Below are 22,450 nucleotides of genomic sequence, written 5' to 3' on the forward strand. Positions count from 1 at the left end.
TCAGTGCAATTGACAATCGAAATAATGCGCCGTCATGGTGATGCCGACAAAAAGCGGACGCCGATGACATCGAAACTCGACGCGGTCGACCTCAGGATACTCGACGCCATCCAGCGCGACGGGCGCATCACCAAGCTGGCGCTGGCCGAACAGGTCGGGCTGTCGCCGACGCCGTGCTGGATGCGGCTGCGCAAGCTGGAGAAGGCAGGCATCGTCTCGGGCTACCACGCCAGGATCGCCATGCGCGTGGTGGCGCCGGTCGCCACCGTGTTGATGGAGGTGACGCTGGCCAGCCATCGCCAGGCCGATTTCGACCGCTTCGAACGCGTCATCCGCGACATCCCCGAAATCGTCGCCTGCTGGTCGGTGGGCGGCGGCGTCGACTATGTGGTCAAGGTGATGACGCGCGACATCGACGCCTATCAGCGGCTGGTCGACGACCTGCTGGAGCGCGAGATCGGCATCGACCGCTACTTCACCTACATCGTCACCAAGACGGTGAAGGACGAAATCGTGCTGCCGATAGCCGACCTGCTGCCGGCGTCGGCATAAGCCCGGAGAGAATGTCTGTCGGGACGGCACAATAGAGAGAGTCTCTCTCCTTCAGGGCGTCGAAACAGTCTCTCTGTCTGCATGTGACGGATAGTCTTCCCGCATCGTCCGAACCGGGAGGCCTCGACCATGTCCGCGCATTTTGCCCGCTCGCATCGCCATGAGGCGCTCGACCGCCTCTCCGACCGCCGGCTGCTGCGCGAGCTTGCCTATGTCGATGGGCATTGGACCGCGAGCGAAGCGGCCGAAAGCTTTGAAGTCACCGATCCGGCCACAGGCGCGACGGTCGCGTTTGTCGCCGCGCTCGATGCGCAGCAAACGACAAGGGCAATCGGTGCCGCCGCGCGTGCCTTCCCGGCTTGGCGGTCACTGCTGCCGCAGGAGCGGTCGAGAATTCTGCGAAAATGGTTCGAGCTGATCATCGCGGCGAAAGACGACCTTGCCCTGCTGATGACTTTGGAACAAGGCAAGCCGCTGCAGGAATCGCTCGGCGAAATCGACTATGCCGCCTCTTTCGTCGAATGGTATGCCGAAGAGGCAAAGCGCCTCAACGCCGAGAGCGTCACCAGCCATCTGCCGAATGCCGAGATGATGGTGAGGCGCGAGCCGCTCGGCGTTGTCGGCGTCGTCACGCCCTGGAATTTTCCGGCGGCGATGCTGACCCGCAAGGCGGCCGCCGCACTCGCCGCCGGCTGCACCATCGTCGCACACCCGTCCTCGGAGACGCCGCTGTCGGCGCTGGCGCTGGCTGAACTCGGCGAGCGCGCCGGCCTGCCCGCCGGTGTCTTCAACGTCATCACCGGCAAGGCAGCGACGATCGTCGGGCGCATGTGCGAAGACCCGCGCGTCCGCGCCATGAGTTTTACCGGCTCGACGGAGATCGGCCGGTTGATCGCCGCACAGTGTGCTCCGACGATGAAGCGGCTGGTGATGGAGCTTGGCGGCCATGCGCCGCTGATCGTCTTTGCCGACGCCGATGTCGACAACGCAGTGAGCATTGCCATCGATGCCAAGTTTGCAACGTCAGGCCAGGACTGCCTTGCCGCCAACCGCATCTATGTCCAGCGCCCGATCTACGATCGCTTCTGCGCCGCCTTTGCCGAGCGCATCGAGGCGCTGCGGACCGGCAATGGGCTTGTCGAAAAGATCGATATCGGACCGCTGATGCATGAGCGCGCCGTGACCAAGGTCGAGGAACAGGTCGCCGATGCCGTCGCCCATGGCGCGCGCTGCCTCACCGGCGGCAAGCGACATCAGGCCGGGCCGCTGTTCTATCAGCCGACGTTGCTGGTCGATGTCACTGATGAGGCGCTGATCATGCGCGAGGAGACTTTCGGGCCGGTCGCCGCCGTCACGCCGTTCGACAGTGAGGACGAAGTGACCGCCCGCGCCAACGCCACCGAATACGGCCTCGTCGCCTATGTCGTTACCGAGAACGGCGCCCGCCAGCAGCGCCTGGGCCGCGCGCTCGACTACGGCATGGTCGCCATCAACCGCGTCAAGATCACCGGCGCGCCGATCCCCTTCGGCGGCGTCAAGCAGTCCGGCATCGGGCGCGAAGGCTCGCGCCACGGGCTCGAAGCTTTCACCGATCTCAAATATCTCTGTTTAGATGTGGCTTAGGCCTCACCCGGATTTCTCAAGGAGTCAAAAATGCTCGACCAATCCAACGAACTCAACGCTTGGGATCGCGACCATTTCTTCCATCCCTCGACCCATATGGGCACACACGCACGCGGAGAATCGCCCACGCGTATCATGGCCGGCGGTGAAGGCGTCACCGTCTGGGACAACAATGGCAAGAAGAGTATCGATGCCTTTGCCGGGCTCTATTGCGTCAATGTCGGCTATGGCCGCCAGAAGATCGCTGACGCCATCGCCACCCAGGCGAAGAACCTCGCCTACTATCACGCCTATGTCGGCCACGGCACCGAGGCGTCGATCACGCTGGCCAAGATGATCATCGACCGCGCGCCGAAGGGCATGTCGAGGGTCTATTTCGGCCTCTCCGGTTCCGACGCTAACGAAACCAACATCAAGCTGATCTGGTACTACAACAATGTGCTGGGCCGGCCGGAGAAGAAGAAGATCATCTCGCGCTGGCGCGGCTATCACGGCTCGGGCGTGATGACGGGATCACTGACCGGGCTCGACCTGTTCCACAATGCCTTCGACCTGCCGCGCGCACCGGTCCTGCACACCGAGGCGCCCTATTATTTCCGCCGCGCCGACCGCTCGATGAGCGAGGAGCAGTTCTCGCAGCATTGCGCCGACAAGCTTGAGGAGATGATCCTGGCAGAAGGTCCCGAAACCGTCGCCGCTTTCATCGGCGAGCCGATTCTCGGCACTGGCGGCATCGTGCCGCCGCCGGCCGGCTACTGGGAGAAGATCCAGGCGGTGCTGAAGAAGTATGACGTGCTGCTGGTCGCCGACGAGGTGGTGACGGGCTTCGGCCGTCTGGGCACCATGTTCGGCTCCGACCATTACGGCATCAAGCCAGACCTCATCACCATCGCCAAGGGGCTGACCTCGGCCTATGCGCCGCTGTCGGGCGTCATCGTCGCCGACAAGATGTGGCAGGTGCTGGTGCAGGGCTCCGACAAGCTCGGTTCGCTCGGCCATGGCTGGACTTATGCGGCGCATCCGATCTGCGTCGCCGCAGGTGTCGCCAATCTCGAACTGATCGACGAGATGGACCTGGTGACAAACGCCGATGAGACGGGCGCCTATTTCCGCGCCGAACTGGCCAAGGCCGTCGGCGGTCACAGACATGTCGGCGACGTGCGCGGCGATGGCATGCTGGCGGCAGTCGAATTTGTCGCCGACAAGGACGACCGGGTGTTCTTCGACGCCTCGCTCAAGATCGGGCCCCAAGTGGCGACAGCACTTGCCGCCAGCGGCGTCATCGGCCGCGCCATGCCGCAGGGCGACATACTAGGCTTCGCGCCGCCGCTCTGCCTGACGCGTGAGGAAGCCGACATCGTCGTTTCGAAAACCGCCGATGCCGTCAACAGCGTGTTTTCCAATCTCTGAGATCGACCATGAATGCCATCACCAAGACCCTCCCCGCCACCATGGCCGCCGTGCTGCTCACCGGGCATGGCGGACCGGAAAAGCTCGTCTATCGCAGCGATGTGAAAGTGCCTGTGCCTGCCGCCGGCGAGGTGCTGGTTAAGGTCAGCGCTTGCGGTATGAACAACACCGATGTCTGGGTACGCCAGGGCGCCTATGGCACGGAGGAGGACGCTGCCGCCGTGTCGACGTGGCGGCGGCAAGGCAACACGCTTACCTTCCCGCGCATCCAGGGCACCGACACGGTCGGCACCATCGCTGCCGTCGGCGAAGGCGTTTCCCCGGGCCGTATCGGCGAACGGGTAATGGTCGATTTTTCGATCTACAACCGCGACGACGATTCCCTCGCCGACATCGACTATATGGGCCACGGTCGCGATGGCGGGTATGCCGAGTACCAGACAGTGCCGGCCGAGAACGCTCATGTCGTCGACACCGGGATGAGCGACATCGAACTCGCCACTTTCTGCTGCGCCTACCTCACCGGCGAGCAGATGCTGGAACGCGCCGGGCTGAAAGCCGGCGAGCGCGTGCTGGTCACGGGCGCCTCAGGCGGCGTCGGTTCCGGCATCGTGCAGCTGGCGCGGGCGCGCGGCGCCATTCCCTACGCCGTCGTCGGCAAGGGCAAGGAGCAGGCGGTGCGCGACATCGGCGCCGAAGCGGTTATTACCCGTGGGGTTGCCGATCTTCCCGCCGCCGTGAATGAAGCCACTGGCGGCCAGCCGATCGATGTGGTCGCCGATCTCGTCGGCGGCGCGATCTTCAACGACCTCTTGCGCATCCTGAGGCCCGAAGGCCGCTACACCACCGCCGGCGCGATTGCCGGTCCGGTTGTGCAGCTCGATCTCCGGACCATGTATCTGAAGCAGCTGCAACTGCACGGATCGAGCCAGGGGACGCGCGCCGACTTCCGCCGCATCGTTGGATACATCGAAGCGAAGAAAATCCGGCCGCTGGTCGGCGGTGTCTACAAACTGTCCGATTTCCACAAGGCGCAGGCCGACTTCATCGCCAAGGATTTCGTCGGCAAGCTGGTGGTTGTGCCGGACGCCATGTGGAACATCCGCGCATAACGGCTCCCAACGTCAGAGCGCGTCGTAAACGGCATCAATCAACACCTTGCGGCGTGGATCGACGTCGTCGAAACCCAGCATGCGGTTGGTGACGTAGCCGAATCCGACACCGGCGCCGGGATCGGCAAAATCGAGGGCGCCGCCCCCAGCCGCCATGGCCGAGGGATTGCGGCGACGCGCGGCTGGCATAGGCGGCGTCCTCGAGCTGAAAGCCGGCGGCGAATTGCCGGCGCTTGAGACATAGCGCGCATGAGGCGAACCGGAATCATCGCAACGAATGCAAGCCACAGGCCGGCAACCAGACCCTGCATCTTGACAGACGAGGCGAAAGCCAAAAGAGTGAAACCGGTTTCACTGGGGATCGCCGGTGCATTTCGATCTGTCCATTCTGCTCCCGCATCTGGGTTTTCTGGCGCGCGGCGCCGAACTTACGGCGGCGGCTTGCGCGCTGTCGCTGGTGGGAAGCGTCGTCATGGGCGCGTTGGTGGCGATCGCACGCACCTCCGCCTCGGCACTGCTTCGACGGATCGCCTTCGTCTACGTCGATCTCTTCCGCAATGTGCCGTTCATCGTCCAGCTGTTCTTCTTCTATTACGGCCTGCCCGAGCTCGGCATTTACATCGACGCCTTCACCACCGGCGTCGTGGCGCTTTCCATTGCCGGCGGCGCCTATGCCTCCGACATCATTCGAGCCGGCATCCTCGCCATCGACCAGGGCATCATCGACGCCGCTGAAGTGAGCGGCCTGTCCAGGCGCAAGATCTTTACCCGCATCGTGCTGCCGATTGCGCTGCGCACCTCCGTGCGACCGCTCGGATCCGTGCTCATCAACATGATCCTTACGTCCTCGATCCTCTCGACCATCACGCTCAACGAGCTCACCGGCTCAGCCCAGATCGTGGTCTCGCAGACCTATCGGCCCTTCGAGGTCTATGTGGTGCTGCTCTGTGCCTATGCGGCCCTGACTTATCTGGTTTCGCTGGGCGTCACCCTGCTCCACCGCCATCTCAATCGGGACATGATGGAGGCGGTCGGCTGATGCGGTTCAGCGATTTCACCTCCTACGACCTGATCCTGCTGGCGCAAGGTCTCGGCACCAACGTCGCGCTGTTTCTCGTCACCTCTCTGATTGGCCTGAGCTGGGCGCTGGTGCGGTTCTACCGTGTGCCGGTTCTGGCCCAGGTCGTCACCTTCCTGTCGGAGCTGTTGAAGAACTCGCCGGTGTTGGTGCAGCTGTTCCTGGTGTTCTTCGGCCTGCCGGCGCTGTTGCATATAAGGGTGACGCCGGTCACCGCAGCGACCATCACTCTGTCGGCGAACACCGCGGCATTCGTCTATGTCATCGCGGTCTCGGCGATCGAGTCGATCGAACGCGAGCAGGTCGAGGCCGCGCGTGTCTTCGGCCTGACCCGGTGGCAGGTCCTGCGCCATATCGTTTCGCCCCAGGCTGCCGCCTTCGCGGTCGGCCCGCTCGTCGCGCTGCTGGTCAACCAGCTTCAGGTGACGTCGCTGATTTCTGTCATCGGCGTCGTCGACCTGACCAAGATTGGCCACATCCTCAACATGCGAACCTTGAAGCCGTTCGTGGTCTGGACCGTCGTCGGGCTGCTCTACTATGGCGCGGCAAAGCTGGTCGCCCTGCTTGGCGAGCGTCTTGAAAACCGCCTGCGGGCGCACAGCGCCTGGCGGGGGCTTTAACATGCTCAAGATCGAAAACGTGCACAAAGCGTTCGGCGAGGTCACTGTGCTGGACGGCGTCGACCTGACGATCGCGCCCGGCGAAGTGGTCTCGATCCTCGGGTCGTCGGGGTCCGGCAAGTCGACACTGATCCGTTGCATCAACGGCCTCGAAAAGCTGAAGTCGGGCCGCATCACGGTCGACGATTTCGATGTCAGCAAGCCGAAGGAGCTGGCCGAGGCGCGCAAGCGCTCAGGCACCGTCTTCCAGCTGTTCAACCTCTATCCGCATATGAGCGCGCTTCAGAACATTACGCTCGCCCCGATCGAGGTGCTGAAGATGCCGCGCCCTGAGGCCGAGGCGCTGGCGCGCAAGCTGCTCGAGTCCGTCGGCCTCGCCGATCGGGCCAACGCCTACCCGGCGCAGTTGTCGGGCGGGCAGCGCCAGCGTGTCGGCATCTGCCGGGCGCTCGCCATGCAGCCGCGCTATCTGCTGCTCGATGAAGTGACCAGCGCGCTCGACCCGGAAATGACTTCCGAGGTGCTGGCCATCCTGGCAAAGCTCGCCGCGCAAGGCACGACGATGCTGTTCGTCACCCACGAGATCGAATTCGCGCGCGAGATTTCCAACCGCATCGTCTTCCTCGACAAGGGCAGGCTGGTGGTCGATCTGCCAACGGATCGTTTCTTCGCCGCGGACGGCGGCCGGGCGCAGCCGCGGGTTGCGCAGTTTCTCTCCAAGATGCGCAAGGACTAGGAATGCTGCTGTTAGCCAACAACGAAGCATGGCCGGGATTCGAAACCTCGGTGCAAATGCTGCGCGATGGCGCCGTCAGCCTGGACGCGATGGTTGCCGGCATCGGCATGGTGGAGAAAGAGGTCAAGGTTCGCAGCGTCGGTTATGGCGGCTGGCCGAACATGCTGGGCGAGATGGAGTTCGACGCCGGCGTCATGGACGGCAATACAAGAGAGGTCGGTTCAGTCGGCGCCGTGCCAAGGACCTTGGCGGTCGCTGCCCTGGCGCAGCAGGTAATGAAGCGCCTGCCGCATGTGATGCTGACCGGCGAAGGGGCGCGGCGCTTTGCCAGCGAAATCGGTTTTGCCGAAGACGAAGTCTTGTTCGAGGACAGCAAGCGCGTCTGGTGGGAGCGGCTGCAACAGGAACTCACACCGCAACAGCTGGCGAAATTCCCCGATATCGATCTGGCGCCGCTCAGCCGTACTATCACCGATCCCGAGCGGGTCCGCGACACCACCGTGTTCCTGTCGGCGGATGCGCGGCGCGGCGTCCATGCCGCGAGTTCGACCTCGGGCTGGGCGTGGAAATATCCGGGCCGGCTCGGCGATTCTCCCATTCCCGGCGCAGGCTTTTACGCCGACAGCCGCTATGGCGCGGCGGCGTGCACCCATACCGGCGAGATGACGATGCGCTGCGCCACCGCACGGACCGTCGTGCTGGCCATGAAGCTTGGCCGATCCCTGTCGGATGCGGTCGCGCTGGCGGTCGAGGAACTGGCTGAACTCGACACCGGCTTCCTGGCCGGAGTGGTCATCCACGCCGTCGACGCCGAGCAGAACCACGAGGTGGTGAATTTCAGATGCGAGGGCGAGGTCCGCTACTGGCTCTGGAAGGATTCCATGCCCGCACCCGAATTGCGGGCAGCAAAACGTGTCACTAGAAAATAAGGAGAGGAACCATGAAAACCGTAGTGCGTGCCTTCGCCGCGCTGGCCATCGTGGCCGGTTCGGCTTTTCCGGCCCTTGCCGGCATGATTGACGACATCCGCTCACGCGGCACCATTCGCATCGGCGTATCGCTCGGCGGCGAGCCGATCGGCTTTCGCGATGCACAAAACAACCCTGTCGGCTACGATGTCGATGTCGCGACGCTGCTGGCGCAAAAGCTCGGGGTGCCGGTCGAGTTCGTCGACGTCTCGGGCGATGCCCGTATTTCCATGCTGGTGTCGGGACAGATCGATGTCGCGGTCGCAAACACCTCGGCAACGCTCGAGCGGGCCAAGACCGTCAACTTCACCATCCCCTACAACCGGGCCGGGCTGCGCGTCATCGTCCAGAAGGATGCCGGGATAACCGACCTCAAGGGGCTCGCCGGCAAGAAGGTTGTCGTCGGCCGCGGCACCACGGGCGAAACCTTCCTCAAGGCGGCCGTGCCGGAAGCAGAGCTCGTCTATGTCGACCAGTTCGCGCCCGACGGGGTTCTGCAGCTGCAACAGAAGCGCGTCGATGCGGCGATCGAGGATTCCTCGCTGCTCGATTACCTCGCGACCAAGACACCGAGCCTGGTGACGCTGCCTGGCCTCTATTCCAACGATCCGATCGGCATCGCGGTCGCCAAGGGCGATCCCGAATTCGTCCGCTGGCTCGACATGTTCGTGTCCGACTTCATCCAGTCGGGCACCTATGAGACGACCTACAAGAAGTGGTGGGGGCCGGACTCCAACCCGCCGGCGCTCAACCCGCTGTGGTGACACCCACTACCGGTAACCGATCGGCGCACACTCGAGGCGCCGTCGCAACGATCGCCGATGTCGCGCGGCTGGCAGGCGTGTCGCGTGCCGCGGCCAGCCGTGCGCTGTCGAGCGGACCGCGACCGGTCTCGGCGGACAAACGCGAACGTGTCGTGCAGGCCGCCGCGCAGCTCGGCTACAAACCCAATCTCCTGGCGCAAAGCCTGACCACCAAGACCGTCAATCTGGTTGCCGTCGTGGTCAACCACATTCACGACCTTTCAGATCTCGACCTGTTCGACCGGCTGCTCGACGCAATCCAGTCGATCGGCAAGCAGGTCATCCTCATCCGCATCGGCTCGGCGGAAGGGGTCGAGGATTTTCTGCGCAACGGCGTTGCCTATCATGTCGATGCCGCCGTGGTGTTCTCCGACTTTGCCGATGCAGCGACGGTGCGGCGCATGTTTCGCTCGGACCTGGTCATCATGCTGAACGGACTGCATGACGATCTGTCACCCACCGTCATTCCCGATGAAGGCGTCGGCATCGCCGAGGCCGTGGCGGATGCGGCGGCCAAGCGCGTGCGCACGGCCAGCCTGCTGACCGGCCGTTCGTCCTCGCGCGTCGAACAGCTGCGCATCGGCCACTACCTCGGAGCGTTCCGGCATCATGGAATTGAACTGCTGCAGACGATCCAGGGAGACTATTCCTACGAGTCGGGTCATGCGGCGGCAGTCGGCCTGACGGAACGCGGCTGTCCAGATGCGGTCTTTTGTACGTCCGACGCGATGGCCATGGGTGTTCTGGATGTCTGCCGGGCGGATTTCCCCGACAACCGGCCCAGCCGCTTCCGCCTCTATGGCTTCGACAATGTGTCCCTGACCAATTTCTACGCCTACCCGATATCGTCAATCGGCTACGACAAATCAGACTATGTGGGTCATATCGTTGGCGCCCTCTCCAATCCGCAGGTCTTCATGCCCGGCCAGCCGCCTGTCGTTATATTGACCCGGCTGATTTCGCGCTTGACCGCGTAACTAGCGCCGATGTTGGACTGCTTGTCCGGCGTCGATCTCCCAGAGATCGAACGGAGATCGCGCCGGACAATGTACCAGCGCCTACTGCAATTTCGCCTGCAGCGCGTTGACGTCGTCGGTTGTCATTTCACCGTCGGTCGTCACCTTGCCGTCGACGATCTTCCACAACCGGAACGGGCCGGTGATGTCGCCATATTTGTCGAAGCTGACCGGACCGATGACGCCTTCATAGCGGATCGGCTTGCCATCCTTGATCAGGCCGAGCGCCTTGGCGAATTCGTCCTTGCCTGCAAAGATCGGTGTGCCGGCCGGATCGACCGCCTTGTACATGGCATCCTTGATCTTGGCTGGATCCTCGGAGCCGGCAATGGCAATGGCGAGGCCGACAATGGCGCCGGCATCATAGGAACGGTCGGCTGCCGGGTTCGACGGCTCGATACCCGAAAACTCCTTGTAGTTTTTCAGGAAGTAGTCGGTGGAGGCCGTCGGGCTGGTGCCGGAAGAGGTGCCATAGGCATCCTTGAGATAGTCGGCGCCGACGGATTCGATGAAGTCCGGGCTGTTCATCCCGTCATTGAGCAGGAATTTCTGCACGCCGCCCTGCGATATCCAGGTGCGGGCGACCGTTGCGCCGTCGACCGGCGTGCTGACGAGGTAGAGTCCGTCCGGCTCGCCTCCCATCGCCGCCGTCACTTCCGAAGCATAGCTCGACTGCTTTTCATTATAGGGCGTGTCGGAGACGATGGTGCCGCCGAGCGCTTTGTAGGCGCGCGAGAATTCGGCCACCATGTTGACGCCGAAGTCGTTGTTGACATGGATGATCGACAGTTTCTTGAAGCCCTTGTCGATGGCGTATTTGGCGGCGGCCACGCCTTGCAGCGCATCCGACGTGATGGTGCGGAAGAAGATGCCGTTGGTCTTGCCGTCGCGGCCAAGGGCGGTCAGCGTAGGCGAGGACGAAGCCGGCGACACCTGCACGATCTTGGCCGGCCCGGTGACCGAGGTCAAAATCGGGATCGACACGGAGGAGATGATGCCGCCGATGATCACCGGCACCTTCTTGACCTGTACCAGCTGGGTCGCGGCATCGACCGCGATATTGCCCTGGCTCTGGCTGTCGCGCGTGTCGGTTGCGAGATCGCAGCCGCGTACGCCACCGGCTTCATTGATGTCGCGGAAGGCCATTTCGACGGACTTCGCGCCGGCCTGGCCGTATTCGCCGGCCGGACCGGTGAGCTCCATGACCAGGCCGACGGTGATCTTGCAGTCCGCTGCGTGTGCGGCGCCGGCCATCGTCACGAGAGCCAGTGCTGTGGTGATTTGAAGTATCGTCTTCTTCATTGCCGTTCCCCTTTTCTTGTTTGAACTTTGCCTGTTCAGCCTTCCGGCGCGTGCAGCCAGGTCTCATGCAGATGCCGCCATTCGACGCCGTTTGGTGCCGATGAACTGGTGGTGAAGACCGCACTGGACTGCCGGCGGCTATGCTTGCCGGCGCGCAGTTGCGCCTCGACGTAGAAGACGACGATCGTGTCCGCGTCCTGCCAACCCGGCCTGATGTCCTCGATCGATATGGCAAAACCGTCGTCGCAAGTGGCGCGGCTTGTCCGGACATGATCTACGACCGCGTCGCGATCGAGGATCTGGCCATTCGGCGCGACCATGGTGAGGCCTTCGCCCATGACGGCATCGAAGCGGCCGAACTCCACAGCGTCGGCTCGCGCGGCGACAAACCAGTCGACGAAGAAGCGATGCAGGTCGATGATTTCAGCGCTGGCACGCGAAAAAAGGGAAGGCTCTCCGCTCATTTCTTCCCCGCATTGAGGTTGTAATGCATGATCGAGCCGTGGCGGCCATGACGGTCGCGCTCCAGCGCGTAGACATCGCCCGCGAGGCCGGTGCCTTGTGCGATGGCGGCAGCAATCCGCGCGCGATCGTCGGCGTCGAGCGCGACGTCCATGATTTTCGTATTGGCCAGCGCATGTGCCTGGTTGCGCGCACCCACAATGACGGCCGCGACCTGCGGCTGCTCGAGCACCCATGCCGAGGCGATGGTGGCGATGTCGACGCCGTGGCGATCGCCGACCGCTTTCAGCGCCTTGAGCAGAGACTGGAACAGCTCCCAGCCGCCGAAGTCGTCGATGATCAGCTTGTATTTGACCAGCGAGCGGTTTTCGAGCGGCGTGGAGGGCTCGGCCACGCCAAGCCATTTGTCGCTGAGGAAGCCGCCCGCCACCGAGCCGTAGCAGAGGAAGCGGACACCGTTCTTAGCGGCAAGGCCCGCAAGGCTGTTTGCCGGCCGCTGGTCGAGCACTGAATATTGCAGTTGCTGGCTGACCAGCGGGATGCCCGAGGAGAGGATTTCGGCTAGCCTCGGCGTATCGAAATTGGTGGTGCCGAGATTGCGCACCTTGCCTTCCAGCCGAAGCTCGTCGAGCCAACCCATCGCCTCGACGTAACGAGGCTGGTCATAATCCCACCAGTGAAACTGCACGAGATCGATCCGCTCCGTCTTCAGCCTGCGAAGCGACTGATCGACGATGCCCCTGATGTAGTCGCGGCTGATGCTTGCCAGTCGTTCGAGGTCCGGCACCAGCTTGGTGTGCACCTTCATCCTGGCCGCGACATCGAGACCGCGATCGCGCGCCAGCCGCAGGCGCGCGGCGCCGATCAGTTCCTCGACGCCGGTGTAGATGTCGGCGCAGTCATAGGTCCAGATGCCGGCATCGAAAGTGGCGATGAGGTCGGTCACCGCCTGGCTGCGGTCGACGGCGCCATGGCCACCGGCGAGCTGCCAGCCGCCGCGGATGACGCGCGAGATCGTATAGCCGGGGCTGAGTTCGATGGTCCTGGCGCTCATCTTTTGTCGGTCTCCTTCGGCAGCGGCACGGCCGTGGTTTCGGCATGGCTGAACCGCCGCTTGGCAAGCCTGACAATGCGGAGCCGGCTGGCGCAATTGGGATCGGGACAGGCGACCTCGGCATCCGAGGTCATCCAGTCATTTGCATGCGTCGGGCGCTGCTTTGCCGCCAGGAGCGGCAACACGGCGGAGATCGAATAAATCGAAAAACCCTGCCCCGCCGGCAGCGACAGCATTTCGCCCTTGAGTTCGAAATAGTCGCCGGCCCTGGCGCCGCAATAGACCGGCTTGCCCTCGGGGATGACCGCTTCGACGCGCAGATCGAAGAGTTCGAAACTGTCGTCGGCCATTCAGGCCTCCACCAGGCTGAAGGTGATGTCACAGGCGCCGTTGCGGCGGATGACGCCGCAGGCGGCGGCAAACTGATCGCGCTCTCCGGCAAGCACGTGCGCGACCACGCTGCCGGCCAGCCAGCCGATCGGGAACAGCAGCCGCGCCCCCTGCCCGTAGTACAGGCCGATATCGAAGATGGCATTGGGATTGCCGCCCCACACGCGTGGCGGCACATAGGACAGCACGATATCGCCGGGCTGCGGCGTCAGCGTTGCATTCTCCGGTGGCAAAGGCTGGGCATAGGCCTGGCCGTGGAGATCGGCTGACGGAACCGGGCACGAGATTTCCGGTCCTGTCCACATCGCATGGATGCCTGGGATGATGCGTGGCTGCGCCAGATACGCCAGCAGGAAGGCGGCATTCTCCGGCGCCTTTTCGGGCAATAGCAGCGCCGTCACGGAAAGCTTCGAGCGTGGTTCTGTGATGCCGATGGCGGGCTTGGTCATGTCAGCCCTTCGCCGATTGAAGTTTGTCGCGCAGGAAGGCGAAGGGGCGGCTGATGTCGGCTACCAGCGCCTCGCGCGCCGCTTGCGCATCCTGTTTGGCAAGTGCCGCGACAATTCGACGATGATAGTGGGCGGTATCAACCTCGCCTGCCTCGGAGAAGGCATAGATGGCGACGCGGATGCAGGGTCCCGATTGAAGCCAGAGGCTTTCGATCATCGGGATCAGCACAGCCGAGCCGCAGCAGCGGTAGATCTCAAAATGGAAGCTCTGGTTGAGCGTCGCTTCGCGATCGATATCCTTCTTGTGCTTCAGGGCCCGCATCTCGTCCCACTCGCCCAGCATGGCTTCGATCGATGCGATCTGGCGCGGGCTCATGCGCCTGGCGGCAAGCGCGATCGCTTCGCCTTCGATGAGTGAGCGGGCACGCAGGAGGTCGTCGATGCGCTCCAGCGTGATCGGCGGCACGCGCACGGAACGGTTGGGCAGCGCCTCCAGCGCCTTTTCCGTGATCAGCCGGCCGAGCGCTTCGCGTACCGGCATGGTCGAGGTGACCAGCGCATCGGCAAGACCGCGGATGGTCAGCACCTGGTTCGGCTCGAAAAGGCCACCGATCAGAGCACGGCGCAGCTCGGAATAGACGCGATCCTGCACGGTCTCGCGGCCGACCGGCGTAAGCTGGGCTGCGATCGTCTCGTTGTTCTTTTCGATGGCAGCCTTCTGCATTACCGGCATTGCCCCTTTTTCGGCTTGCGAACGAAATTAAAGCCGAATAGCGTGATCAAAGCAAGTGTGATCACAAATCAACAATCAGGAGGCGACAACGATCGTCTTCGGCCAGAGGGTTTGATGAGCGATGCAGCGCAGCGCCAAGGGCAGGAGACCCGTCCGCCGGTTCTGACGGCACGAAACGTCATCAGGCGTTTTGGCGGCCTTGTCGCCGTCGACAATGTCTCGTTTGATGTCAAAGCGGGCGAAATCCTCGGCCTGATCGGACCCAATGGCGCCGGCAAGACTACCATGTTCGACCTGCTCGCCGGCAGCATATTGCCGACCAGCGGCGATATCCTGCTCAGTGGCACGCGCGTCTCCGGCGAAGCCGCTCATCTGCGTATCGGCCGTGGTCTTGGCCGCACCTTCCAGATCCCGCGCCCCCTGCCCAATCTGACGCTGATCGAAAACATCATGCTGGCGGCGCAGGGCCAAGCCGGCGAAAAATTGCTCGCCAACTTCGTCACGCCGTGGCGAGTGGCGGCACAGGAAAGAGCAGCCAGGGCAAAGGCACTCGAGCTGCTGGAGCTCGTCTCGCTCGCTCGGCTGGCGCACGAACCGGCGCGCGTGCTTTCCGGCGGTCAACGCAAGCTGCTCGAACTCGCCCGCGTCATGATGGCCGATCCGGCGATCATCCTGCTCGACGAACCGGCCGCCGGCGTCAACGCGACGCTGCTCGAGATCATCATCGACCGCATCCGCGACATCAACGCGCACGGCATCACCTTTCTGCTGATCGAGCACAATATCGACATGGTGACGCGGCTCTGCCACCGCGTGCTGGTCATGGCGAGCGGACAGTTGCTCAGCGAAGGCACTGCGGAAGAGGTCGCCCGCGACCCGCGCGTCATCGAGGCCTATCTCGGAGGCCCAGCATGAATGAGACGGTCCTCGACGTGCGCGATCTCGAAGCGGGCTACGAGCCTGGCGTGCCGATCGTGCGCGGCGCCTCGATCACCGTCGGCAAGGGCGAGATCGTCGTCGTGCTCGGTCCCAACGGCGCCGGCAAGTCGAGCTTCATCAAGGCGATCGCCGGCCTTGTCCCGATCACCGGCGGCACCGTATTTCTGGACGGCAAGGACATCACCGCCGCTCCCGCACACACCATGGTTCGGCTCGGCCTGGCCTTCGTACCGCAGACGGAGAACATCTTCCCGCTGATGTCGGTCGAGGACAATCTGAAGGTCGCCTGCGGCATCCTCGAGCGACGCGAAATCCCTGCCCGCATCGAGGAAATGTATGCGGCCTTCCCCGACCTCGTCCGCCAGCGCCGCACCGCCGCCGGCAATCTGTCGGGCGGACAGCGGCAGATGCTTGCCGTCGCGCGCGCCCTGATCGTCCATCCCAAGGTGCTGGTACTCGACGAACCGTCGGCCGGCCTGTCGCCGAAATTCGTATCGACGGTGTTCGAGATGCTGGCCGGCATCCGCAAGTCCGGCGTCACCATCCTGCTGGTCGAACAGAACGCCAAGGCAGCGCTTGCCATCGGCGACCGCGCCTATGTGCTGGTCGAAGGCAAGGACCGGCACGAGGGCGTTGCTTCCGAACTGTGGAACGATCCTGTCGTCGCCGAACTCTATCTCGGCCAACGCCCGTCCCCCGTCGGCAAGGGAGGCGCGGCATGAGCCTGCAATTTGTCGTCGATGGGCTGCTGACCGGCTCGATGATCGGCCTTGGCGCCATCGGCGTGACGCTGACCTACTCGATCCTGCGCTTCTCGAACTTCGCCCATGGCGACTTCATGGCCTGGGGCACCTATGCGACGCTCGCCGTCGTCAGCGCCATCGGCGCGATGTTCGGCAAGGTGGCGCCCATTGGTCCGCTGTCCTTCGGCTGGCCGCTGCTGGTTGCGCTGGTTGTCGGCATGGCTTTCACCGCCCTGCTGGCGTTGTTGCTCGACAAGGTGCTGTTTTCGCGACTGCGCTCGCAGGGGCGAGCCATCATCGTGGTGATGGCGAGCTTCGGCGCCTCGATGGCGCTGCGCAGCCTGCTCGAATTCACCTTCAGCTCACGCCCGACCTATTTCAGCCGGGCGATCCAGATCGCCATGCCGGTCGGCTTCGGCATCCGCATCACGCCCGATCAGATCGCGCTGCTGCTGCTGACCGCAGTGCTGGTGCTCGGCGTGCATCTGTTGATGACACGCACGCAGACCGGCCGCTCCATGCAGGCGCTGAGCCAAAATGCGGCCCTGGCCCGCATCGTCGGCATCGATGTTGCCTCCGTGGTGCGCGTCACCTGGATCATCGGCGGGGCGCTGGCCTGTGTCGCCGGCGTGATGATCGGCATTCTGGTGCAGATCCGTCCGTTCATGGGCTTCGACATGCTGCTGCCGATGTTCGCCGCCGCCATTCTCGGCGGCATAGGCAGCATTCCAGGCGCCGTGCTCGGCGGCCTGATCATCGGCCTCGCCGAAGCCGGCGCAGTGCAGCTGATCGGCGCCGAATGGCGCGCCGCAATCTCCTTCATCATCCTGATGGCGGTGCTGTTCGTGCGGCCGATCGGCCTGTTTGGTGTGAGGGAACGCTGATGGACCTGCTCGGCTACGGCGCCTTCTTCCTGACCACCGCGCTGATCTTTTCGCTGGTCACGCTGGGGCTCAATCTGCAGTGGGGGCTGACTGGCCTTTTCAATGTCGGCCTTGCCGGATTCGTCGCCATCGGCGCCTATACATCAGCGCTGCTGACGACCCCGGACGATGCCGCGCGCTTCGGCGGCTTCGGTCTGCCGATCCTGGCCGGCTGGGCGGGCGCCATGATCGTCGGCGGTATCGCCGCAGCACTTACCGGCATGGCCACGCTGCGTCTGCGATCAGACTACCTGGCGATCACCACCTTCGGCGTCGCCGTCGTCGTGCAGCTGGTCGCGCTCAACGCGCAGAAACTCACGGGCGGCCCGTTCGGCATCGGCTTCATTCCGCGTCCGTTCGGCAGCCTTGCCGAGACACCACTGCTGTTCAACCTGTCGAACCTTGCGGTCGTTTCGGCTGTGACGCTGATGGCCTATCTCGCTCTGGAGCACCTGTCACGCAGTCCGTGGGGCCGCGTGCTCAAGGCGCTGCGCGAGGACGGGCGAGCGGCGATTTCGCTAGGCAAGAGCGCGCGCTTCTACCGCGTCCAGGCCTTTGCCGTCGGCGGCGCCATCATGGCGCTGGCCGGCGCTTTGCAGGCGCATTTCACCGGCTTCATCGCGCCGGACAATTACCTGCCGATCCTGACCTTCCAGGTCTGGGTGATGCTGATCGTCGGCGGCTCGGGCAGCAATGCCGGCGCCATTGCCGGCAGCATCCTGGTCTGGGCGATATGGGCGGGGTCGGGCACGCTGACCAGCGTGCTGTTTGCGCCCGAGCAGCAAGCACGCGCGGCCTCGCTGCAGATCGTCGCCATCGGCGTCATGCTGTGCGTCATCCTGCTGATCCGGCCGAACGGATTGTTCGGCGATCGGCCGCGCCGGCCGAAGCCCGGCAAACAGAAAAAGGCGGCGGCCAGCGAGAACGAGGCCGGACCATGAATGCCATGATCCGGCAAGACGTGCATGGCGTTTCACTCTGGCATGCCGTCAGCCGCAACCGCTGCGACCGGGGCACGCTGCAAGGCGGGCTCGACGTCGATCTCGCAATCGTTGGCGGCGGCTTTTCCGGCCTGTCGACGGCATTGCATGCCGCCGAGAAGGGGCTTTCGGTCGCGGTCCTCGAAGCCGAATTCATTGCCTGGGGTGCGACCGGCCGGAATGCCGGCTTCGTCGTTCCGAACTTTGCCAAGCGGGATCCAGACGACATCATCACCGAACTCGGACCCGAGCGCGGCGGGAGGCTGATCGATTTCGCCGCGGGAAGCGCTGACCTCGTCTTCGGCCTGATCAAGCGGCATGGCATCGAATGCGACGCTGTGCAGAATGGTTGGATCCAGCCGGCGCATTCGTCCGCCGCGCTGGAAAAGACGCGATCGCGCGCCGAGCAATGGGCGGCGCGGGGCAGGCCGACCGTAACGCTCGATGCCAAGGCGGTCACGACGCTCACCGGTATCGGCGGCTACGCCGGCGGTTGGATGGATAACTCGGGCGGCGTCCTCAATCCGGTCGAGTATGCGCGCGGCCTGGCCGATGCCGCCGAAAAAGCCGGCGCGCAGATCTTCGAGCAGACGCGCGTCGCTTCCATCGACCGCGCTGCGGATGGCTGGACCTTGACGACCGCATCCGGCGCCGTGCGTGCGGGCAAGGTGGTGATCGCCACCAACGCCTATGGCGGGGCACTGAACCGGACACTGGCGCGGACCTATATCCCGCTGAAAGTCTTCCAGATCGCCACTGCGCCGCTGTCGCGGGCCATACGCGCGCGCCTGCTGCCCGGCGGCCAGGGCGTCGGCGACACCAGGCGCAACCTGTTCACGTGCCGCTTCGATGGCCAGAACCGGCTGATCAGCGGCGGCATGCATGTCGTCGGAGCCGGCGCTGAGACGCGCATGCCGCAAACGATCTGGCGACGGCTCGCCAGGCATCTCGATTTGCCTGACCTGCCGCCGCTTGCCTACAGCTGGACAGGCGTGGCGGCGGTGGTGCCGGATTTCCTGCCGCGCCTCATCGACCTCGGCCCGGGCCTGATCGCCGGCTTCGCCTGCAACGGCCGCGGCATCGCCATGACCACGGTAATGGGCAAAGTGCTGGCGGACTGGGCGAGCGGAACGGACGCCCGATATCTGCCGCTCCCCTTCGCACCGCCAGCGCCGATCCCGCTGCACAACCTCGTGCGCTATGCACCGAATATGCTGCTCCCCTGGAGCATCCTGCGCGACCGGCTGGATTAGACAGCCAAGCCAGGTGATCCTCCTGCCGGCGCACTCACAGCGACCCGAAAAGGACCGCCACACCTTCCGCAATCGATGACCGTGGTGGCCCAAGAGGATATAGTCAGATCCCCTCCCCATCCAGCCGCATCTACTCCGCAGCCTGAACCCGATTGGCCTGGATGACCGCCCGGATCTCGGACCGGCAGGAGCCGCAATTGGTGCCGGCCTTCAGGGCGCCGCCTATGGCTTCGACTGTCGCGCACCCGGCTGCCACTGCCGCCGCGATCTGGTTGACCCCGACGCTGAAACAGGAGCAGACGGTCGCGCCCGCATCGGGCCGATCGGCGCCGGCGCGACCGGCGACGATCCTGAAGCGTTCGCGCTGGCTGGTGTGAACCTCCTGGAGTTGCTGTGCCGCCCAACCCCGCGAAACCGCCACCGGTCCCGACGCGATAAACAAAGCCCCGGCGAGGTGCTGGTCGTCGAAGGCAGCAATACGATGCTGGCCGGTATCGCGGTCGTGATAAGCGAGCGTATCGGCTACGGGAACATCGAAAAGCGAACCAGCAAAACCAGCCCAGTCGATGTCGTCGTCAGCAAAGGCAAGCTCCACCCGCCAGCCGCCCTTGCATTTGGCCACGGCCCAGTAATCTGCTGCGACCGCCACCGGCTTGCGGCGCACCACGGCGAAGCCGAAGGCTCTCGCGGCGAACTTCTCGATGCGGGCGCCGACATGTTTCAGCGCAGGCTGACCGGAAACCGGATCGGTCAGAGGCGCGGTCAGCGTGTCGAGCCGGCCTTTTGCCGAAAACTGGTCAGTCCAGTGCATCGGCGCAAACACGCTCCCCTGGCGCTGGCGTGCCGTCACCAGCGCGCGCACCAGCACATCGCCGCGCGGGCTGGAGACGCGCACGATGTCGGCGTCGCCAATGCCGTGATGCGTGGCATCCGCCGGGTGGATCTCGACGAAGGGCTCGGCCATGTGCTGGGAGAGACGTGGGCTTTTGCCGGTGCGGGTCATTGTGTGCCAATGGTCGCGAACGCGGCCGGTGTTGAGGATCAGCGGATAGTCCGGGCTGGTGCGTGTCTCGACGTTGGGACGAATGGCGATGAAGCGGGCCTTGCGGTCGGGATTGTAGAAATTGCCGTTGGCGAAGAAGCGGGTGTTGGAAGGGTCAAGTCCCGCTTGAACACCCCCCTCTGTCCTGCCGGACATCTCCCCCGCAAGGGGGGAGATTGGCAGCTTTGACGCCGGCATATCTTCTGCATCGTTGGTAATTGGCGAAGGCCGAGGCGACGGCTGATCTCCCCCCTTGCGGGGGAGATGGCCGGCAGGCCAGAGGGGGATGGCTGGGCTCGGCGCCGGCCATTGGAAAGGCTCAAGCGCTGCATAGGCCTCCTTATCAACACCAGCATAACCACCAAAATCGAAATCCCGTGCGCCGTCATTCTCGAACCCCGACAGCGCGGCGTGTTCGGCGAAGATTTCCGCTGGCGACGAATAGGAAAACGCCTCGTCAAACCCCATCCGCTTGCCCACCTCGGCGACGATCAACCAATCCGGCCGCGCCTCACCAGGCACCGCAAGAAAGCTGCGCTGGCGCGAGATGCGGCGCTCTGAATTGGTCACGGTGCCGTCCTTCTCGCCCCATGCGGCGGCGGGCAGCCGCACATGGCCGTGGCGCACGGTGTCCGTGCTCGCCAGCACATCCGAAACCGCGACAAACGGGCAGGCCTTGATCGCTGCCTCGACGGCATCGGCATCCGGCATCGAATCGACCGGGTTGGTGGCCATGATCCACAGCGCCTTGATGCGCCCGTCGGCCACCGCCTGAAACATCTCGACCGCCTTCAGACCGGGCTTTTGGGCGACGGCCGGCGCATTCCAGAAACGCTGCACGCGGTCGCGGTGCTCGGGGTTTTCGATCTCCATATGGGCGGCCAGCATATTGGCCATGCCGCCGACCTCGCGGCCGCCCATGGCGTTGGGCTGGCCGGTCACTGAAAACGGCCCTGCCCCAGGTTTGCCGATGCGGCCGGTGGCGAGATGGCAGTTGATGATGGCGTTGACCTTGTCGGTGCCCGAAGACGACTGGTTCACTCCCTGGCTGTAGACCGTGACGGTTTTCGCAGTCGCGGCGAACAGGTTGTAGAAGCGGGTGAGCTCGTCCTCGCTCAGGCCGGTGGCGGCGGCGATGCCGGCAAGGTCGAGCGCCGATGCGGCGAAGAGAGCTTGGCCGAAGCCGGTCGTGTGTGCGGTCACATAGCCACGGTCGAGTGCGTTGTGCCGGCCGAGCCAGGCGAGCAGGCCGGTGAACAAAGCAACGTCGCCATCCGGCGCGATCGCCAGGTGAATGTCGGCGATATCAGCGGTCATGGTGCGGCGCGGGTCGACCAGCACGACCTTCATCTCCGGTCGTTTTTCCCGGGCCGCCGCGATGCGCTGGAAGAGCACGGGATGGCACCAGGCGAGATTGGAGCCGACCAGCACGATCAGGTCGGCGAGCTCGAGATCCTCGTAGGTGCCGGGCACGGTGTCGGAGCCGAAGGCGCGGCGGTGGCCGGCAACCGAGGAGGCCATGCATAGCCGCGAATTGGTGTCGATGTTGGCCGAGCCGATGAAGCCCTTCATCAGCTTGTTGGCGACATAGTAGTCTTCGGTCAGCAACTGGCCGGAGACATAGAAGGCGACGGAGTCAGGACCGTGCTCGGCGATGGTTTGCGAAAAGGTCGAAGCGACGCGGTCGAGCGCCTCGTCCCAGCCGGCACGGCGACCGTGGACTTCGGGGTAGAGCAGCCTGCCGTCGAGGTCGATGGTTTCGGCCAGGGCCGAGCCCTTGGAGCAGAGCCGGCCGAAGTTCGCTGGATGGTCGGGGTCGCCGCGGACGCTGACTTCACCGTTCGCGGCGACTTTCGCCAGCACGCCGCAACCCACCCCGCAATAGGGGCAGGTGGTCCTCACCTCGCGCGCTTCGCCCAGTTCCATGCTTCAGGCCGCGCGGCTGGCCAGCGCTTTCAGCGCAATGAACAGGAGCTCGCCCTCGATCCGCACAGGAATGGTGCGCACGGCGCCCTCGTCGGCGCCGAGCGCCTTGCCCGTCTCCAGCGAGATGACCCAATTGTGCAAGGGACAGGTGACGGCGGTGCCGTGGACGATGCCTTGGCTCAGCGGCCCACCTCTGTGCGGGCAATGATCGTCGATGGCGTAGACCTGATCGTCCTGCGTGCGGAAGACGGCGATCTTACCCTCGGGTGTGTCGACGCAGCGCGCGCCACGCCGCGGGATGTCGGAGAGTGAGCCGATCGATATCCAGTCCATTTT

General features: G+C 64.3%; 24 protein-coding genes. 15 read left to right on the forward strand and 9 right to left on the reverse strand.

The window, feature by feature from the left end:
• Positions 1-63 precede the first annotated feature (63 nt).
• The 4 genes from NLY33_RS28775 (at position 64) to NLY33_RS28790 (ending at position 4,697) form a co-directional block, all read left to right on the forward strand.
• Positions 64-552 carry an Lrp/AsnC family transcriptional regulator gene (locus tag NLY33_RS28775; protein WP_023686966.1) on the forward strand — a complete coding sequence of 163 codons (489 nt, stop codon included), beginning with the start codon at positions 64-66 and terminating at the stop codon, positions 550-552.
• 129 nt (positions 553-681) lie between these two features.
• Positions 682-2,175, forward strand: a complete 1,494-nt coding sequence (locus tag NLY33_RS28780; RefSeq protein ID WP_023708122.1) for an NAD-dependent succinate-semialdehyde dehydrogenase — start codon at positions 682-684, stop codon at positions 2,173-2,175.
• A 30-nt stretch (positions 2,176-2,205) separates the two neighbouring features.
• Positions 2,206-3,585, forward strand: coding sequence for an aspartate aminotransferase family protein (locus tag NLY33_RS28785; RefSeq protein ID WP_023704759.1), 1,380 nt, complete (start codon positions 2,206-2,208; stop codon positions 3,583-3,585).
• Positions 3,586-3,593: 8 nt separating this feature from the next.
• Positions 3,594-4,697 carry an alcohol dehydrogenase family protein gene (locus tag NLY33_RS28790; RefSeq protein WP_023704758.1) on the forward strand — a complete coding sequence of 368 codons (1,104 nt, stop codon included), beginning with the start codon at positions 3,594-3,596 and terminating at the stop codon, positions 4,695-4,697.
• Between the two features lie 12 nt (positions 4,698-4,709).
• Here NLY33_RS28790 and NLY33_RS28795 read toward each other — a convergent pair whose 3' ends face one another.
• Positions 4,710-4,886: a hypothetical protein gene (locus NLY33_RS28795; RefSeq protein WP_023692240.1), complete on the reverse strand. Its 177-nt coding sequence runs from the start codon at positions 4,884-4,886 to the stop codon at positions 4,710-4,712.
• 178 nt (positions 4,887-5,064) lie between these two features.
• On the opposite strand from NLY33_RS28795, the gene NLY33_RS28800 reads away from it, so the two are divergent.
• The 6 genes from NLY33_RS28800 to NLY33_RS28825 are packed head-to-tail and all read left to right on the forward strand — an operon-like array spanning position 5,065 to position 9,879.
• Positions 5,065-5,736, forward strand: a complete 672-nt coding sequence (locus NLY33_RS28800; RefSeq protein ID WP_023695231.1) for an amino acid ABC transporter permease — start codon at positions 5,065-5,067, stop codon at positions 5,734-5,736.
• Positions 5,736-6,395 (forward strand): amino acid ABC transporter permease, encoded by a 660-nt coding sequence (locus NLY33_RS28805; RefSeq protein WP_023708121.1) that lies wholly within the window; start codon positions 5,736-5,738, stop codon positions 6,393-6,395. The genes NLY33_RS28800 and NLY33_RS28805 overlap by 1 nt, the downstream gene beginning before the upstream one ends.
• A gap of 1 nt (position 6,396) precedes the next feature.
• On the forward strand, positions 6,397-7,131 hold the full coding sequence (locus NLY33_RS28810; RefSeq protein WP_023699816.1) for an amino acid ABC transporter ATP-binding protein: 735 nt from the start codon (positions 6,397-6,399) through the stop codon (positions 7,129-7,131).
• Between the two features lie 2 nt (positions 7,132-7,133).
• Positions 7,134-8,060, forward strand: coding sequence for an isoaspartyl peptidase/L-asparaginase (locus tag NLY33_RS28815; RefSeq protein WP_023667864.1), 927 nt, complete (start codon positions 7,134-7,136; stop codon positions 8,058-8,060).
• An 11-nt stretch (positions 8,061-8,071) separates the two neighbouring features.
• Positions 8,072-8,863, forward strand: coding sequence for a transporter substrate-binding domain-containing protein (locus NLY33_RS28820; RefSeq protein ID WP_023704756.1), 792 nt, complete (start codon positions 8,072-8,074; stop codon positions 8,861-8,863).
• Complete coding sequence (locus NLY33_RS28825; protein WP_023740577.1) at positions 8,857-9,879, forward strand: LacI family DNA-binding transcriptional regulator; 1,023 nt, start codon at positions 8,857-8,859, stop codon at positions 9,877-9,879. The genes NLY33_RS28820 and NLY33_RS28825 overlap by 7 nt, the downstream gene beginning before the upstream one ends.
• An 81-nt stretch (positions 9,880-9,960) precedes the next feature.
• On the opposite strand, the gene NLY33_RS28830 is transcribed toward NLY33_RS28825, so the two are convergent.
• Genes NLY33_RS28830 through NLY33_RS28855 form a run of 6 tightly spaced genes read right to left on the reverse strand, consistent with a single transcriptional unit; the run spans position 9,961 to position 14,299 of the window.
• Entirely contained in the window at positions 9,961-11,220 is a 1,260-nt protein-coding gene (locus tag NLY33_RS28830) for an ABC transporter substrate-binding protein (RefSeq protein ID WP_023704754.1), read from the reverse strand.
• Positions 11,221-11,255: 35 nt separating this feature from the next.
• Entirely contained in the window at positions 11,256-11,684 is a 429-nt protein-coding gene (locus tag NLY33_RS28835; protein ID WP_023708120.1) for a hypothetical protein, read from the reverse strand.
• Positions 11,681-12,736, reverse strand: coding sequence for an aldo/keto reductase (locus NLY33_RS28840; protein ID WP_023704752.1), 1,056 nt, complete (start codon positions 12,734-12,736; stop codon positions 11,681-11,683). Before NLY33_RS28840 ends, NLY33_RS28835 begins: the two co-directional genes overlap by 4 nt.
• Complete coding sequence (locus tag NLY33_RS28845) at positions 12,733-13,086, reverse strand: TIGR04076 family protein (protein ID WP_023704751.1); 354 nt, start codon at positions 13,084-13,086, stop codon at positions 12,733-12,735. Before NLY33_RS28845 ends, NLY33_RS28840 begins: the two co-directional genes overlap by 4 nt.
• Entirely contained in the window at positions 13,087-13,575 is a 489-nt protein-coding gene (locus NLY33_RS28850) for a DUF3830 family protein (protein ID WP_023704750.1), read from the reverse strand. It abuts the gene before it with no gap.
• A gap of 1 nt (position 13,576) precedes the next feature.
• A complete protein-coding gene (locus NLY33_RS28855; protein ID WP_023704749.1) occupies positions 13,577-14,299 on the reverse strand; it encodes a GntR family transcriptional regulator in 723 nt (240 codons plus the stop codon).
• 123 nt (positions 14,300-14,422) lie between these two features.
• Between NLY33_RS28855 and NLY33_RS28860 the strand changes: the two genes are divergently transcribed.
• The 5 genes from NLY33_RS28860 to NLY33_RS28880 are packed head-to-tail and all read left to right on the forward strand — an operon-like array spanning position 14,423 to position 19,146.
• Positions 14,423-15,223 (forward strand): ABC transporter ATP-binding protein, encoded by an 801-nt coding sequence (locus NLY33_RS28860; protein WP_023704748.1) that lies wholly within the window; start codon positions 14,423-14,425, stop codon positions 15,221-15,223.
• On the forward strand, positions 15,220-15,969 hold the full coding sequence (locus NLY33_RS28865) for a branched-chain amino acid ABC transporter ATP-binding protein (RefSeq protein ID WP_023704747.1): 750 nt from the start codon (positions 15,220-15,222) through the stop codon (positions 15,967-15,969). The genes NLY33_RS28860 and NLY33_RS28865 overlap by 4 nt, the downstream gene beginning before the upstream one ends.
• Complete coding sequence (locus NLY33_RS28870; protein WP_023704746.1) at positions 15,966-16,874, forward strand: branched-chain amino acid ABC transporter permease; 909 nt, start codon at positions 15,966-15,968, stop codon at positions 16,872-16,874. The genes NLY33_RS28865 and NLY33_RS28870 overlap by 4 nt, the downstream gene beginning before the upstream one ends.
• Positions 16,871-17,854 (forward strand): branched-chain amino acid ABC transporter permease, encoded by a 984-nt coding sequence (locus NLY33_RS28875; RefSeq protein ID WP_023749756.1) that lies wholly within the window; start codon positions 16,871-16,873, stop codon positions 17,852-17,854. The genes NLY33_RS28870 and NLY33_RS28875 overlap by 4 nt, the downstream gene beginning before the upstream one ends.
• A complete protein-coding gene (locus NLY33_RS28880) occupies positions 17,851-19,146 on the forward strand; it encodes an NAD(P)/FAD-dependent oxidoreductase (RefSeq protein ID WP_023704744.1) in 1,296 nt (431 codons plus the stop codon). The genes NLY33_RS28875 and NLY33_RS28880 overlap by 4 nt, the downstream gene beginning before the upstream one ends.
• Before the next feature lie 130 nt (positions 19,147-19,276).
• Here the strand turns inward: NLY33_RS28880 and NLY33_RS28885 are convergent, their stop codons facing one another.
• A complete protein-coding gene (locus tag NLY33_RS28885; RefSeq protein WP_023708119.1) occupies positions 19,277-22,114 on the reverse strand; it encodes a nitrate reductase in 2,838 nt (945 codons plus the stop codon).
• A 3-nt stretch (positions 22,115-22,117) separates the two neighbouring features.
• Entirely contained in the window at positions 22,118-22,447 is a 330-nt protein-coding gene (gene nirD, locus NLY33_RS28890) for a nitrite reductase small subunit NirD (protein WP_023686954.1), read from the reverse strand.
• Between the last annotated feature and the right edge of the window lie 3 nt (positions 22,448-22,450).

It is taken from the genome of Mesorhizobium sp. C432A, assembly GCF_030323145.1.
Lineage (GTDB): Bacteria > Pseudomonadota > Alphaproteobacteria > Rhizobiales > Rhizobiaceae > Mesorhizobium.

Bases quoted from the DNA above. Each gene is read 5' to 3' on its own strand.
- NLY33_RS28775 (WP_023686966.1), top strand. From the start codon at position 64: ATGACATCGAAACTCGACGCGGTCGACCTCAGGATACTCGACGCCATC.
- NLY33_RS28780 (WP_023708122.1), top strand. From the start codon at position 682: ATGTCCGCGCATTTTGCCCGCTCGCATCGCCATGAGGCGCTCGACCGC.
- NLY33_RS28785 (WP_023704759.1), top strand. From the start codon at position 2,206: ATGCTCGACCAATCCAACGAACTCAACGCTTGGGATCGCGACCATTTC.
- NLY33_RS28790 (WP_023704758.1), top strand. From the start codon at position 3,594: ATGAATGCCATCACCAAGACCCTCCCCGCCACCATGGCCGCCGTGCTG.
- NLY33_RS28795 (WP_023692240.1), bottom strand. From the start codon at position 4,886: ATGCCAGCCGCGCGTCGCCGCAATCCCTCGGCCATGGCGGCTGGGGGC.
- NLY33_RS28805 (WP_023708121.1), top strand. From the start codon at position 5,736: ATGCGGTTCAGCGATTTCACCTCCTACGACCTGATCCTGCTGGCGCAA.
- NLY33_RS28810 (WP_023699816.1), top strand. From the start codon at position 6,397: ATGCTCAAGATCGAAAACGTGCACAAAGCGTTCGGCGAGGTCACTGTG.
- NLY33_RS28815 (WP_023667864.1), top strand. From the start codon at position 7,134: ATGCTGCTGTTAGCCAACAACGAAGCATGGCCGGGATTCGAAACCTCG.
- NLY33_RS28820 (WP_023704756.1), top strand. From the start codon at position 8,072: ATGAAAACCGTAGTGCGTGCCTTCGCCGCGCTGGCCATCGTGGCCGGT.
- NLY33_RS28830 (WP_023704754.1), bottom strand. From the start codon at position 11,220: ATGAAGAAGACGATACTTCAAATCACCACAGCACTGGCTCTCGTGACG.
- NLY33_RS28835 (WP_023708120.1), bottom strand. From the start codon at position 11,684: ATGAGCGGAGAGCCTTCCCTTTTTTCGCGTGCCAGCGCTGAAATCATC.
- NLY33_RS28840 (WP_023704752.1), bottom strand. From the start codon at position 12,736: ATGAGCGCCAGGACCATCGAACTCAGCCCCGGCTATACGATCTCGCGC.
- NLY33_RS28845 (WP_023704751.1), bottom strand. From the start codon at position 13,086: ATGGCCGACGACAGTTTCGAACTCTTCGATCTGCGCGTCGAAGCGGTC.
- NLY33_RS28850 (WP_023704750.1), bottom strand. From the start codon at position 13,575: ATGACCAAGCCCGCCATCGGCATCACAGAACCACGCTCGAAGCTTTCC.
- NLY33_RS28855 (WP_023704749.1), bottom strand. From the start codon at position 14,299: ATGCAGAAGGCTGCCATCGAAAAGAACAACGAGACGATCGCAGCCCAG.
- NLY33_RS28860 (WP_023704748.1), top strand. From the start codon at position 14,423: ATGAGCGATGCAGCGCAGCGCCAAGGGCAGGAGACCCGTCCGCCGGTT.
- NLY33_RS28865 (WP_023704747.1), top strand. From the start codon at position 15,220: ATGAATGAGACGGTCCTCGACGTGCGCGATCTCGAAGCGGGCTACGAG.
- NLY33_RS28870 (WP_023704746.1), top strand. From the start codon at position 15,966: ATGAGCCTGCAATTTGTCGTCGATGGGCTGCTGACCGGCTCGATGATC.
- NLY33_RS28880 (WP_023704744.1), top strand. From the start codon at position 17,851: ATGAATGCCATGATCCGGCAAGACGTGCATGGCGTTTCACTCTGGCAT.
- NLY33_RS28885 (WP_023708119.1), bottom strand. From the start codon at position 22,114: ATGGAACTGGGCGAAGCGCGCGAGGTGAGGACCACCTGCCCCTATTGC.
- nirD (WP_023686954.1), bottom strand. From the start codon at position 22,447: ATGGACTGGATATCGATCGGCTCACTCTCCGACATCCCGCGGCGTGGC.